Origin of the sequence: Agrobacterium sp. ST15.13.015, assembly GCF_027871645.1 — a bacterium.
Taxonomy (GTDB): domain Bacteria; phylum Pseudomonadota; class Alphaproteobacteria; order Rhizobiales; family Rhizobiaceae; genus Agrobacterium; species Agrobacterium leguminum.
The window spans coordinates 72,016-85,280 of sequence record NZ_JAQAHF010000002.1; the positions used below are offsets into that span (position 1 = coordinate 72,016).

A 13,265-nucleotide genomic window follows, 5' to 3' on the forward strand; every position below is an offset into this window, starting at 1 on the left:
CTCCTCATTCCCGTGATGAGCAAAGGAATGAGGGAAGCAGCCCGGATTAGCGCTTGAGCCGCAGCAGGCTGGAGCCGGTATAGATCGCCAGCGCCACCCAGATCATCGCAAAGGCGGCCATGCGCACCATGTCGAACGGCTCCTTGAAGACGAAGATGGCGATGAGGAAGATCATCGTCGGCGCGATATATTGCATGATGCCGATGGTCGACAGCCGCAGCAGTTTCGCGCCATTGCCATAGAGGATGAGCGGCACGGCCGTGATGAGCCCGCTTGTCGCCAGAAGCCAGGTATCGGCGGAATTGCCGCCCATGAAATGCGCCTGTCCGTTGAAGGCAAGCCAGATCATCACCAGCACGGCGGGGATGGATAAAAGCATGACTTCCAGCAGGAAGCCCTGCGTCGCGCCAATCGGCAAAGTCTTGCGGAAAAAGGCATAAAAACCCCAGGACACGGTGAGCGCGATGGACACCCAGGGCAGGCTGCCCGCATGCCAGGTGAGGATGGCCACCGCCAGCGCCACAAGACCGATGGCGGCGATCTGCGCCGGATAGAGCTTTTCCTTGAGAAGAACCGCGCCGAGGAAAATACTGAACAGCGGATTGATGAAGTAGCCAAGCGCGGCATCGAGCGCGCGGCCTGCCCCGATCGCCCAGATATAGACGCCCCAGTTGATGCTGATGAGGATGGCCGTCAGGCTGGCCATTGCCAGCATCTTGGGGGTTCTGAGCGCGGTTCTGATTTCCGCCGTGCGCCCGAGCGCAATCAGCACAACCGCCGCAATCGGCACCGACCAGACGACGCGATGGACGATGACCTCGATCGGCGAAATATGCGCAACCGCCTTCATGTAAAAGGGAAGAAACCCCCAGAGCAGATAAGCGGAAAGCGCGAAAGCAAAACCGCGCGCGCTGTCGCCGCCCTCCTGGGCCGGGAGCGATTTGTCGAGTGCCATGGGGAGTACCGCCAATTGTTCGGATAGCGTTTTATAACGGATCGCCACAGTGGCGGCCAATTCATTTCCGTGAAGGGTCCATGAGAAAAACTGCATGAATAAAAGGCGCGCTGCCCTTGAAATGGGCTGCCCCGCGACGGGAGGAGACGATTCACGCAGGAAGCCCCGCCTGAATCATTGTCTTATCCGGCCGTCGCAAGGCGCTGAAAGGACGGGTTATTTCCCGGCAAAACGGTCGTTGGCGCGGATCAGTTGGTCAAGAATGCCCGGCTCGCTCATCGCGTGTCCGGCCGCCTCGATGATGTGGAAATCCGCCTTCGGCCAGGCCTTGGCCAGCTGCCAGGCATATTTCAGCGGGCAGGGCATGTCATAACGCCCATGCACGATGACGCCGGGAATATCTTTCAGTTTGCCGGCGTCGCGCAGCAATTGCCCTTCCTCCAGCCAGCCGCCATTGACGAAGAAGTGGTTTTCGATGCGGGCGAAAGCGATGGCGTATTTATCCTCGCCAAAATCCTCGACCCGGTCGGGATCGCTTACGAGCGAGATGGTCGCCCCTTCCCACTGGCTCCATGCCTTGGCGCATTCGAGTTTCTTTGCCTCGTCGGTGCCGGTGAGATAGCGGTTATAGGCCTGCATCATCTCGCCGCGTTCGGCTTGCGGGATGGGCGCGATGAATTTTTCCCACCGATCCGGATACATTTCGGAAACGCCGAACTGGTAGTACCAGTCCAGTTCCGGTCTGGTAACGGTGTAGATGCCGCGCAAAACCAGTTCGCTGACGCGGTTCGGATGGGTCTCGGCATAGGCGAGCGCCAGCGTCGAGCCCCAGGAACCGCCGAAAACCAGCCATTTTTCGAAGCCGCAGAGTTCGCGCAGCCTTTCGATATCGGCAACGAGATGCCATGTGGTGTTGGCTTCAAGTTCGGCATGCGGCGTGGAGCGGCCGCAGCCGCGCTGATCGAACAGGATGACGTCGTAAAGGGCGGGATCGAAAACGCGGCGATGCGTGGGGTTCACCCCGCCGCCGGGGCCGCCATGCAGGAAAACCGCCGGTTTTCCACCGCGCGTGCCCACCCGTTCCCAATAAATCGTGTGGCCGTCGCCGACATCGAGCATGCCGGTCTCGAAGGGTTCGATCTCGGGGTAAAGGCCGCGCAATTCTTCGCTCATGGGTCATCGTCCTTCGCTGGCCATTCGGCCGTATCATGGTCCGGGTGCTGGCAATTTTTCACCCGAGGGGGAGGGCTATCCGTTGCAGGTTCCGGCTCGACCGGCAAGCCATCGAGCGCGCCGAACCAGTGCATTTTGCCGGCGAGATTGGATTGCGCCTCGGGTCTTACCCGCTGGGGTTCGTCCAGCGAACCGAGGGTGATATTGATGAAATCGGCGCCCGGCATGTCATAGAACAGCGGCGTGCCGCATCGGCCGCAGAAACCGCGACGCACGTGATCGGAAGACTGGAACCACGCTGCTTCGCCACGGGTCATTTCAAATTGCGTAAGCGCAGCTGCGGCAAGCGGCATGAAATAATTGCCCGATGCCTTCTGGCACATGCGGCAATGGCACAGATGCGGATAACGAAGACCGCCTTCTATCCGATAACGCACTGCGCCGCACTGGCATCCGCCGCTGAAACCCTCGGCCCCGCTCATGCGCGCTCGTCTTCCGGCGGCCAGACCTGCGTGTCGTGATCCGGGTGCTGATAGGAGGTGATCTCCGCCTCGTCCACGCCCTGTTCCACGGCCGGTTTGCCGAACAGCTGCTCGATCCAGGGCATGCGCTTGTGGAAATTGACCTGCACCTGCGGCTCGATCCGCTCGGGCTCATCGAAAGCGCCGATGGCGATCTCCACGCCGCCGGGATAATGATAGGTCAACGGCGTGCCGCATTTGTTGCAAAAACCGCGATGGATTTTTCCCGAAGATCGGAAGAGGGACGGCTGGCCGCGTGTCCAGGTCAAATGAGCCTGATCGGCGCTGACCAGCGCGCCGAAAAAATTGCCGAAATGTTTCTGGCACATGCGGCAATGGCAGATGGAGGCCCGGCCGAGCTTGCCCGCATGGAAACGCACGGCGCCGCACTGGCAACCGCCGGTAAATCCCACTTCACTCATCATCTCTTCTCCGGTGGCCAGTTTTCAGTGTCGTGGTCGGGGTGCTGGTAGGAAACGAGATCGGCGAGGTAATCCACCTGCGTCAGGTCGTCCTCTGTGGCAACCGCAGGCAGCGTGTGAAGCGTGTCGACGAAATCGATCTTGCGTTCCACGCCCCACTGAATGGTCGGCGGCAACGCGGCCGGATCGTCGAAGGCCCCGGCCGCCACCGCCACACCGTCAGGCGCTTCATAAGTCAGCGGAGTTCCGCATTCAGGGCAGAAACCGCGCTTGACGACGCTGGAGGACTGGAAGCGTTTCGGCTCTCCCCGCGTCCATTCGAATTCCACGCCGCGCACCGAAACCAGCGGCGCGTAATAGGCCCCGAAAGCCTTCTGGCACATGCGGCAATGGCATATGGAACTGTCTTTCAGTTCACCGGAGGCGCGAAAACGGATCGCGCCGCACTGGCATCCGCCGGTATATGTCGTCATGGTCGGTCCTCCTTCACCATTCGGATAATGTGGAGACAGACATTGTCGATGTCTCCGAGGATATCCTCGTTCCAGAAACGGAGGACTGTCCAGCCAAGTTCCTCAAACGTGCGTGTTCTCTCTCGGTCATAGGCTGCCGCAGCGTCATCCGCGTGCTGAAACCCGTCCAGTTCGACAATGATCTTATGCGAGGGGCAAGCGAAATCAACGATATATCCGGCAACCGGCAGCTGGCGTCTGAAAGACAGGCCGTCAAGGCGGTGAGCGCGGACGGCGTTCCAGAACTTCAGTTCTGCGTCGGTCATGGCCTTTCGCATCTGCCGGGCGTGTGACCGATGTTGAGGATTGACCTTGGCATGGGGCACGGGATGCTCGCGGCTTGATCGGGGTGTGGCGAGATTGGAGCATGGCGTGGGTGAAAGCAAGGGCGCGTCGTGGGGTTTACCCCCCTCTGCCCTGCCGGGCATCTCCCCCTCAAGGGGGAGATCGATCTGTGGCTCGGCCTTGCCCATCTCAACGCTTAAGAGTGAAGTTGAGATAGTGCTTCTGGCTGATCTCCCCCCTTGAGGGGGAGATGCCCGGCAGGGCAGAGGGGGGTGAGCCTCGAATGCGGAGCCTACCGCTTCAACTCCCACGTCGTCGTCCGCTCCCCGGTCTCCTTGTCCTTGCCATCCTTCAGCTGAATGCCCTTCTCGGAAAGCTCATCACGCAAACGATCCGCTTCCGCAAAGTTCTTCGCCTTCAACATTTCCAGACGCAATTCCACCAGCGCATCGACGGCCGAAACGATGGCCTCGTCCATTTCCGCCTTCTTCGGCAGGACACCGAGCAGGGCAGCACTCGCCGCAAAGGCGGGCAGCCTGGATGGATCGGTGTTGGCAGCATGCGCCAGCGCATGCAGCGCCTGCACGGCGGCAACGGTATTGAGATCGTCGGCGAGCGCTTCGAGCATGGTTTCATCCGGTGCAGCATCGGAGGCTTCCGCCGCCGGCCACTTGGCGAGCAGGCGTTCGGCTTCTTCCAGACGCTTCACCGAAAAATCGATCGGCTCGCGATAATGCGTCATCAGCATGGCAAGGCGCAGAACCTCGCCCGGCCATTTCCGGCCGCCGAATTTCTCCGTGTGCAGCAATTCGTAGATCGTCACGAAGTTGCCTTCGGACTTCGACATCTTGCGGCCTTCCACCTGCACGAAGCCGTTATGCATCCACACATTGGCCATGACATGCGTGCCGTTGGCGCAGCGCGATTGGGCGATTTCGTTCTCATGGTGCGGGAAGATGAGGTCGAGCCCGCCGCCATGAATATCGAAGACCTCGCCGAGGTAGCGACCGGCCATGGCCGAGCATTCGATATGCCAGCCCGGACGGCCACGGCCCCAGGGGCTTTCCCAGCCGGGCTCATTATCCGAGGACAGCTTCCACAGCACGAAATCGCCGGGGGTTTTCTTGTGGGCTTCCACCGCCACGCGCGCGCCGGCTTGCTGCTCGTCCAGCGGCCGCTTGGAAAGCTGGCCATAATCCGCCATCGAGCGGGTATCGAACAGCACCTCTCCGCCAGCCGTATAGGCATGGCCGCGGGCGATCAGCTTCTCGATGAGGTCGATCATTTCCGCGATGTAGTCGGTGGCGCGCGGTTCGACGGTCGGCGGAAGGCAGCCGAGCGTGGCCACATCCTCATGGAACTGGTCGGCGGTCTTTTTCGTCACCGCATGGATGGCGTCGTTCAGCGGCAGATGCGGATAATCCCTCAGCGCCCGCGCATTAATCTTGTCATCGAGATCGGTGATGTTGCGGGCATAGGTCACATGGTCTTCGCCAAAGACGTGGCGCAGCAGCCGGTAGAGAACATCGAAAACGATGACCGGGCGCGCATTGCCTATATGAGCAAAATCATAAACCGTCGGGCCGCAGACATACATGCGCACATTGTCAGCGTCGATCGGTGCAAATTCCGCTTTTTCGCGTGTGAGTGTATTGTGAAATTTCAGGCGCAAGGACATGCGGCAGTTCCCTAAAGGCAGAATATTATCCTGGCCGGAACGTTTATCTTTCTTGACCTTGCGGGAGACGAAAACGATCTGGCCGGTGGCGAACCAGCAAAAAAAATCTCAGCAGCAGGTGCAGATCATCGTTCTCATATCTTGCTTTATGGCGCGGCGGTGCGGCCCGGTCAAGAGCAACCGTGGTGGCCAAACCGCCGCTCCGAGCGGAAAATATTCACTCTGGCTGACGGTAATCCACGAATTTTCCTTCGCGCACGAGGAAGAGTTTACCGGTTTCTTTGAGATCGGGCGAGGCGAGCGGAAGAATGGCTGCGGCCACCTCAGATGGATGCGGCACGGTGGCCGGGTCTTCGCCGGGCATGGCCTGCGCACGCATCGCCGTGCGTGTCGCACCGGGATTGATGCTGTTGACGCGAAGGGCGCTCTTCTGCGTTTCCGCCGCCCAGGTGCGGGCCAGCGCTTCGACTGCCGCCTTGGAGGTAGAATAGACGCCCCAGAAGGGGCGACAGCTATGGGCGGCGCCCGAAGACAGGATCAGCGCGCGGCCGGCATCCGACTTCAGAAGCAGCGGCTCGACCGAGCGGATCAGCCGCCAGGTGGCGGTGACGTTGATGTTCATGACCCTTTCGAAGACTTTCGCCTCGATATGGCCAACCGGCGAGATGACGCCGAGAACGCCGGCATTGGCGACGAGAATATCGAGCTTGCCCCAGCGCTCGAAGATATTCGCGCCCAGCGCATCGATGGCTTTCATGTCGGAGAGATCGAAGGGAACCAGCGTCGCCGTGCCGCCGACGGCCTTTATGGCGTCGTCCAGCTCCTCAAGGCCGCCCACCGTGCGGGCGCAGGCGATGACATGCGCGCCGGCCTTGGCCAGCTCCAGCGCCGTGAAATAGCCGATGCCGCGCGATGCGCCGGTAACGAGAGCGATGCGGCCCTTGAGATCGATAGTCCCCTTCAGATCGGTAGTCATTGTCTCCCCCGGAATTGATTGCGCTTCCTTCTACGAAGCGCCGCTGGCTTTCCGCAAGCGATCATATCGTCGCATGCTAGGGCCTGAACAAAAGGCAAGAAAAAAGCGGCCACCGGAAGCCGGATGGCCGCTTGTGTGAGGCGTATCAGCCGTTGCTGGCCAGCATGGAAATCTTGCTGCCCATCGCCTCGCCATTCTGGTCGAGAAGGCGGGTGGGGTAATCGCCGGTGAAATAATGGTCCGTGAACTGCGGACGGGCCGGGTTGCGGTTTTCGCCGCCAACGGCGCGGTAAAGTCCGTCGATGGACAGGAAGGCCAGCGAATCGGCGCCGATATATTTCGCCATCGCCTCGACATCGGCATATTGGTTGGCGAGCAGCTTGTCTGCGTCCGGCGTGTCGATGCCGTAGAAGTCCGGATGGAAGATCATCGGGCTCGCAACGCGGATATGCACTTCCTTGGCGCCCGCCTCGCGGATCATCTGCACGATCTTCACCGAGGTCGTGCCGCGCACGATGGAATCATCCACCAGCACCACGCGCTTGCCCTCGATCATCGCCCGGTTGGCGGAATGCTTGAGCTTGACGCCGAAAGCGCGGATCTGCTGCGTCGGCTCGATGAAGGTACGGCCGACATAATGGTTGCGGATGATGCCGTATTCGAAAGGAATACCGCTTTCCTGCGCAAAACCGAGTGCTGCCGGCGTGCCGCCATCGGGAACCGGAACCACCACATCGGCTTCCAGCGGCGCTTCCTTGGCCAGGTTCATGCCCATGTTCTTGCGCGTCGTATAGACGTTGCGGCCGCCGACGACGGAATCGGGGCGGGCGAAATAGACATATTCGAACAGGCAGAGACGCTCCGGCTGCGGCTTCGAAGGCTTGCGCGCATCGATGGTGATCGAACCGTCAGGCTGGATTTCGCAGATGATGACTTCGCCGTTCTCCACGTCACGAACGAACTTCGCACCGATGATATCGAGAGCGCAGGTTTCCGAGCAGAAGATCGGCTTGCCATCCAGCTCGCCCATGACCAGCGGGCGGATGCCGATCGGGTCACGCGCGGCAATAAGCTTGGTGCGCGTCATCGCCAGCATCGAATAACCGCCTTCCATCTGGCGGATGGCGTCGATGAAACGATCGGCGGTGGAGGAGTGGCGCGAGCGGGCGATGAGGTGAAGGACGACTTCGGTATCCGACGTCGACTGACAGATGGCGCCGGTGGCGATGATCTGGCGGCGAAGTGTCAGGCCGTTGGTGAAATTGCCGTTATGGGCAATGGAGATGCCGCCTTCTTCCAGTTCGGCAAATAGCGGCTGCACGTTGCGCATCGCAACTTCGCCCGTCGTGGAATAACGGGTGTGGCCAATGGCGATGGAGCCGGGCAGGCGGGCAAGGGTTGCGGGATCGGTATAATGATCGCCGACGAGGCCCATATGGCGTTCCTGATGGAAGCGCTTGCCATCGAAGGAGACGATGCCGGCTGCTTCCTGGCCGCGATGCTGAAGCGCATGCAGGCCGAGAGCGGTCAGCGCCGAGGCGTCGGCATGGCCGAGAATGCCGAACACGCCGCATTCTTCATGCAGCGTGTCGCCATCGATCTCTTCCTTGAAAGTGGCCCCAGGGAACGGGGAATGCGAAAGCGGCTCAATCATCCGGCTTGCCCTTGCTCTCTACCGAGAAAAAAAGAAAGACCTCTCCGGTGAGTATTTCCCCCGGTCGGTCCGTCTGTGTCGTGCTTGATATTTAGCACAAATAGCGCGCCTTGCATGCATTGCAAGGCGCGACACTGTGTCAATTATTCGTTGCCGGCGGATTTGTTGCCGGCACATCTTCCGCAGGCGCCTGCGTGGCTGCCGGCTCCTGTGGTTTTCCGAGGATGCGGGCGCGGATCTGCGGTTCGATATCGTCAGGCAGAACCGCCTCCAGCTTGCCCACCAGCCCGTCGAGGAAGGGCTTGGACTTCGCCTGTGTCACCCATTCCGGCTGCGTCTTCACATCCACCAGCCAGTTCCAGAAGGCGACTGCGACGACAAGCAGCAGAATGCCGCGCGCCGCGCCGAACAGGAAACCGAGCGTGCGATCCAAAGCGCCGATGCGGCTGTCGATGATGAAATCGGCAATGCGCGAGGTGATGAAGGAAATCACGATCAGCGAGACGAGGAAGACCACGCCCGCCGAACCGGCAATGGCGATCTTGTCGTCATCGGTATAGTTGCGCGCATAGGGCAGCAGGACCGGATAGAGATAATAGGCAGCGGCGACCGAACCGCCCCAGCTCGCAATCGACAGAATCTCGCGTGAAAAACCGCGCACCATTGCAAGAAGGGCGGAGAAAAGAACAACGGCGATGACGATGCCGTCGAAAATTGTAATGGGCATATACCAACTCCGGAGGTGCGACGCCTTGTCAGACGCTGCCTTGCCAATTTTGCGATCCTCTTACACCACTGTTTCCCTTGGCGAAAGGATCAATATTCGTCGTCCTCAACCTGTTTGAACCGGTTGCCGGAGCCGGCGATGCGGGCCACGAGGTCCGGAAGGCTTTCGATTTCCGTCCAGCGTCCCTTGCCGCCTTTCGGCAATTCAGCCGAAGCAGAAGGCAGAAGTGCGGCGGAAAAGCCAAGTTTTTCAGCTTCTTTCAATCGCTGGCCCGTATGCGAGACCGGCCGAACCGCACCCGACAGGCTGATTTCGCCGAAATAAACACAATCGGCGGGCAGGGCAAGACCGGCAAGCGATGAAACCAGCGCCGAGGCAATCGCCATATCGGCGGCCGGTTCGGAAATGCGGTAGCCGCCGGCGACATTCAGATAGACATCATGCTGGCCGAGCTTCACCCCGCAATGGGCCTCCAGCACGGCCAGAATCATGGCAAGCCGTGAACTGTCCCAGCCGACCACGGCGCGACGCGGCGTACCCAGCGAAGTGGCAGCGACCAGCGCCTGCACTTCGACGAGTACGGGTCGCGTGCCCTCGATGCCGGCAAAAACCGCAGCACCCGGCGACTTTTCGTTGCGTTCGCCGAGAAACAGTTCGGAGGGGTTCGACACCTCCCGAAGGCCGCGATCCGACATTTCGAAAACACCGATTTCATCGGTCGGCCCGAAGCGATTCTTGACGGTGCGCAGAATGCGATGGTGATGTCCGCGGTCACCTTCGAAATAAAGCACGGCATCGACCATGTGCTCGACCACGCGCGGGCCGGCGATCTGGCCTTCCTTGGTGACATGGCCGACGAGCACCATGGTCGCGCCGGTCTGCTTGGCGAAGCGGATCATCGCCTGCACGCCGGTGCGCACCTGCGTCACCGTGCCGGGGGCGGAATCGGCCGTATCACTCCACAGCGTCTGGATGGAATCGATGATAACGAGATCGGGCCGCTTGCCTTCGGAAATTGTCGCCAGAATATCCTCGACATTGGTTTCCGCCGCCAGCAGCACATCGGTTTCCGCAGCCCCGAGACGCTGCGCGCGCAGGCGCACCTGCGCCACCGCCTCTTCGCCCGAGACATAGATGATGCGGTGTCCGCGCCGCGAAAGAGCCGCGGCAGCCTGCATCAGCAATGTCGATTTGCCGATGCCCGGATCACCGCCGATCAGAACCGCCGAACCGCGCACGAAACCGCCGCCGGTCGCCCGGTCGAGTTCGCTGATGCCGGTCGGAATGCGCGGCGCTTCCTCGATCTCGCCGGAAAGCGAGGTGAGGGTGACAGGTCGACCCTTTTTGGGTGTCTTGCCCGGCCCGGAGCCGATGCCACCCATCGGATCTTCCTCGACGATGGTGTTCCACTCGCCGCAGCCTTCGCATTTTCCCGCCCAGCGGGTGTGAACCGTGCCGCAGTTCTGGCACACAAATTGGGTCTTGGCTTTGGCCATGTTATGTCAGTTTTCTTATTGTTTGAAATGGTCGGCGGAGATGTCCTGGTGGCCGTGAAGCACGCGCAGCACATACATTTTATTATCATCGACAATGAAATAGATGCATCGCTCACGATAAGGGAAGGCCCGCAAATTCGGCGCGAAACTTCGAGGTACGCCCGTTATCCCATATCGCGCCAGCGAGATCATTTTGCCGTTGATGTCGTCTAGAAAGCGTCTGGCAGCAACGGGATTGAATTGGGCAATGTAATTATGATCGGCCAGAAGATCGTTCAGCGCCTGTGCGGTGACCACTAGACGCCTTCGCTTCATTCTGCTCCTCCGCCAGCTTCATAATGTGTGCAGTAAAATCATCTGCGCTGGAGAACTCCATAACCCGTCCAGCCTCCACATCATCAAGCCCTTCCTGAATCAGTCGTTGAAGCTCTACAAGCTTGCCTTCCTTGCTGCCCAGCAAACGCAGACCCGCTGAGACGACCGAATCCGCGTCCTTAAAGACGCCCGCCGCCACCTGCTCCTCGATGAACTTCTCGTCCTGCTCGCTCAAATGGATTTCGGGCATTTCGATCTCCTTTTGTTCTCTTCTAGCACAGGTGGCGGCAGCTTTCCAAGGGCTAAAGGCGCTGCTCAGTCGTCGGCCATCAGATATTGCCGTTCGTAACGCAGGCCAAGCCCCGTCAGCATCTCGTAGCCGATGGTGCCGGCCGCCCGCGCGGTCTCGTCGACCGGCACATTGGGGCCGAAAAGCTCGATATAGTCGCCGGCACGGATGGCATTGGCCGGAACATCCGTCACGTCGAAAATGGTGAGGTCCATGGTCACGCGGCCGGCGACCGGAATCCTGTGGCCGTTGACGACGCCATAGGCGCCGCCATGGCCCATTTCGCGCAGCGGAATGCCGGAACCGGAAAGCGAACGCTGATATCCATCTGCATAACCGACGGAAGCGATGGCAAGGCGGCTTGCGCGCTTCAGCAGAAAGGTGCCGCCATAACTCACGGTCTGGCCTTCGCCCGCTTCGCGTATCTGAATGATCCGCGCTTCGGCTGTGGCGACGGGACGCATCGGGTTCGCCATGCCGTTGACCGCTTCGCCGCCATAAAGGGCGATGCCGGGGCGGGTGAGGTCGAAATGATAGTCCGAGCCGAGGAAGATACCGGCGGAAGCCGAGAGGCTTGATTCGATGCCTTCGAAAGCGGCGCTAACCTTTCGGAATGATTCGAGCTGGACCCTGTTCATCGGCGATGAGGGCGTGTCGGCGCAGGCGAGATGCGACAGCACCAGAACCGGGTCGAAACTCGCCGGCCGTGTCACGTCATCAGCGAGAAACAGCGCGTCGTCGAGCGGCAGTCCGAGCCTGTTGAAACCGGTATCCACATGCAGCGCGCAGGGGTGATCGCCCCGCTCGGCAACCGTCGCCATCCAGAAGGAGAGCTGTTCTTCGGAGGCGAGAACCGGCACGAGATCGTTGTCAAAGACCTGACGTTCCTGCCCCTGCCATATGCCTGACAGCACGAAGATGCGCGCTTCCGGGGCATAGGAACGCAACGTTGCGCCCTCTGCCACCGTCGCCACGAAGAAGTCCCGCGCGCCGGCATGGTAGAGCGTCGCTCCGCAATCCTCGATACCGAGACCGTAGGCATCGGCCTTGACCACCGCTGCCGTCCGCGCACCGCCGGAACGCTTCTTCATGTCCCGCCAATTATCGGCGAGCGCGCCGAGATCGACGGTCAGCCTCAGCGGCGCGTGCTCGAAAATGTCGGTTTCGTTTTCGGGAAAGCTGTCTTCGAAGTCGTCTGTCATGCCATGCGTCCGGTTGATTTTGGAACCGGCCAGACCCTAGCACTTTTGTTCAAGACGGTAAGGATCGAATGCTCTAAACTTTGCTCATGCACAATGTTTCGCAGGAACAGGCCATAGATGTCATGCCGATTGCGACGACGGAAACCACCCGTTTCTGGCGCGACAGGCGTTTTGGCGGCATGGAGTGCCTGAGCGCGACTTTTCTGACCCATGAATATTCGCCGCATGCGCATGATACCTTCTCGATCGGCGCAATCGAAAGCGGTTCGCAGATTTCCACCATTCAGGGCACCACCGAACAGACGGGGCCGGGGCATCTTTATCTCATCAACCCGGATGAGGTTCACGATGGCGCACCGGGCGGCGGCGGTTATCGCTATCGGATGATCTATCCCGATATCGTCTTGCTGCGCGATATTATCGAGGATGTGACGGGCAGGGCCTTTCACGGCACGCCCTCCTTTCCGAGATTTTTGCCCCGCGATCCGCAGATGGCGGCGGCTTTCCAGATGGCGCACCGGCGGCTGGAGGAGAAATCCGGCGCTCTGGAGGCGGATGAGGGCATGTTCTCGGTTCTCGCCGCCCTGTTCGGCAGGCACGGCAGCGCCATTATCCTGCCCGTCGAAACACGCGAGAAAACGGCGGTTTATATCGCCCGCGATTATCTTTCCGACAATTACGAGACCGATATCGGCCTAGAGGAACTGGCCTCCATCGCCGGTCTCAGCCGCGCGCATCTTATCCGCGCTTTCAGGAAAGAGTTTCACATCACCCCGCATGCCTATCTGACGGATGTGCGCATCCGCAGGGCGCGCCGGCTTCTGCGCGCCGGAGAGATGCCGGCCGAGGTGGCGGCAATGTGCGGTTTTGCCGACCAGGCGCATTTCACCCGGCATTTCAAGGCCCGCACCGGTGTCACACCGGGGCAGTTTCGGGTAGCCTGAGTTCAAACCCCGCATTTCCGTTCGGAAATGCGACAAAAAAAGCGACGCTTCAGCAGAAAACCGCCTGACATCACTTTCGTTCAAGACCGAACAATGTCGCAAGCGTAATCCCTCTC

At 60.3% G+C, this 13,265-nt stretch carries 15 protein-coding genes; 1 reads left to right on the plus strand and 14 read right to left on the minus strand.

The window, feature by feature from the left end:
* Nucleotides 1–46: 46 nt before the first annotated feature.
* The 14 genes from rarD to alr form a co-directional block, all read right to left on the minus strand.
* The gene (rarD, locus tag PIB16_RS03555; protein ID WP_035237103.1) at nucleotides 47–955 is read right to left on the minus strand and encodes an EamA family transporter RarD; all 909 of its coding nucleotides are present in this window, start codon (nucleotides 953–955) and stop codon (nucleotides 47–49) included.
* A 216-nt stretch (nucleotides 956–1,171) separates the two neighbouring features.
* The gene (pip, locus tag PIB16_RS03560) at nucleotides 1,172–2,128 is read right to left on the minus strand and encodes a prolyl aminopeptidase (RefSeq protein ID WP_271045003.1); all 957 of its coding nucleotides are present in this window, start codon (nucleotides 2,126–2,128) and stop codon (nucleotides 1,172–1,174) included.
* Nucleotides 2,125–2,610: a GFA family protein gene (locus PIB16_RS03565; protein WP_142844808.1), complete on the minus strand. Its 486-nt coding sequence runs from the start codon at nucleotides 2,608–2,610 to the stop codon at nucleotides 2,125–2,127. Before PIB16_RS03565 ends, pip begins: the two co-directional genes overlap by 4 nt.
* Entirely contained in the window at nucleotides 2,607–3,071 is a 465-nt protein-coding gene (locus PIB16_RS03570) for a GFA family protein (RefSeq protein WP_271045004.1), read from the minus strand. The genes PIB16_RS03565 and PIB16_RS03570 overlap by 4 nt, the downstream gene beginning before the upstream one ends.
* Complete coding sequence (locus PIB16_RS03575; protein WP_125145860.1) at nucleotides 3,071–3,544, minus strand: GFA family protein; 474 nt, start codon at nucleotides 3,542–3,544, stop codon at nucleotides 3,071–3,073. The genes PIB16_RS03570 and PIB16_RS03575 overlap by 1 nt, the downstream gene beginning before the upstream one ends.
* Nucleotides 3,541–3,849 (minus strand): endonuclease domain-containing protein, encoded by a 309-nt coding sequence (locus PIB16_RS03580; RefSeq protein ID WP_271045005.1) that lies wholly within the window; start codon nucleotides 3,847–3,849, stop codon nucleotides 3,541–3,543. Before PIB16_RS03580 ends, PIB16_RS03575 begins: the two co-directional genes overlap by 4 nt.
* A gap of 311 nt (nucleotides 3,850–4,160) precedes the next feature.
* The gene (gene cysS, locus PIB16_RS03585; protein ID WP_271045006.1) at nucleotides 4,161–5,546 is read right to left on the minus strand and encodes a cysteine--tRNA ligase; all 1,386 of its coding nucleotides are present in this window, start codon (nucleotides 5,544–5,546) and stop codon (nucleotides 4,161–4,163) included.
* A gap of 217 nt (nucleotides 5,547–5,763) precedes the next feature.
* Nucleotides 5,764–6,522: an SDR family NAD(P)-dependent oxidoreductase gene (locus tag PIB16_RS03590; protein WP_080856190.1), complete on the minus strand. Its 759-nt coding sequence runs from the start codon at nucleotides 6,520–6,522 to the stop codon at nucleotides 5,764–5,766.
* A gap of 145 nt (nucleotides 6,523–6,667) precedes the next feature.
* Nucleotides 6,668–8,176, minus strand: coding sequence for an amidophosphoribosyltransferase (gene purF / locus PIB16_RS03595; RefSeq protein ID WP_003520704.1), 1,509 nt, complete (start codon nucleotides 8,174–8,176; stop codon nucleotides 6,668–6,670).
* A 139-nt stretch (nucleotides 8,177–8,315) separates the two neighbouring features.
* The gene (locus PIB16_RS03600) at nucleotides 8,316–8,903 is read right to left on the minus strand and encodes a CvpA family protein (protein ID WP_035261832.1); all 588 of its coding nucleotides are present in this window, start codon (nucleotides 8,901–8,903) and stop codon (nucleotides 8,316–8,318) included.
* 89 nt (nucleotides 8,904–8,992) lie between these two features.
* Nucleotides 8,993–10,399: a DNA repair protein RadA gene (gene radA, locus PIB16_RS03605; RefSeq protein WP_003520708.1), complete on the minus strand. Its 1,407-nt coding sequence runs from the start codon at nucleotides 10,397–10,399 to the stop codon at nucleotides 8,993–8,995.
* Between the two features lie 15 nt (nucleotides 10,400–10,414).
* The gene (locus tag PIB16_RS03610) at nucleotides 10,415–10,696 is read right to left on the minus strand and encodes a type II toxin-antitoxin system RelE/ParE family toxin (RefSeq protein WP_065654099.1); all 282 of its coding nucleotides are present in this window, start codon (nucleotides 10,694–10,696) and stop codon (nucleotides 10,415–10,417) included.
* Nucleotides 10,653–10,964 (minus strand): type II toxin-antitoxin system ParD family antitoxin, encoded by a 312-nt coding sequence (locus PIB16_RS03615; RefSeq protein ID WP_065654098.1) that lies wholly within the window; start codon nucleotides 10,962–10,964, stop codon nucleotides 10,653–10,655. Before PIB16_RS03615 ends, PIB16_RS03610 begins: the two co-directional genes overlap by 44 nt.
* A gap of 65 nt (nucleotides 10,965–11,029) precedes the next feature.
* Nucleotides 11,030–12,205, minus strand: a complete 1,176-nt coding sequence (alr, locus tag PIB16_RS03620; protein ID WP_271045007.1) for an alanine racemase — start codon at nucleotides 12,203–12,205, stop codon at nucleotides 11,030–11,032.
* Between the two features lie 86 nt (nucleotides 12,206–12,291).
* Here alr and PIB16_RS03625 point away from each other — a divergent pair, with 86 nt between their 5' ends.
* Nucleotides 12,292–13,149, plus strand: a complete 858-nt coding sequence (locus PIB16_RS03625; protein ID WP_271045008.1) for an AraC family transcriptional regulator — start codon at nucleotides 12,292–12,294, stop codon at nucleotides 13,147–13,149.
* Nucleotides 13,150–13,265: the final 116 nt, after the last annotated feature.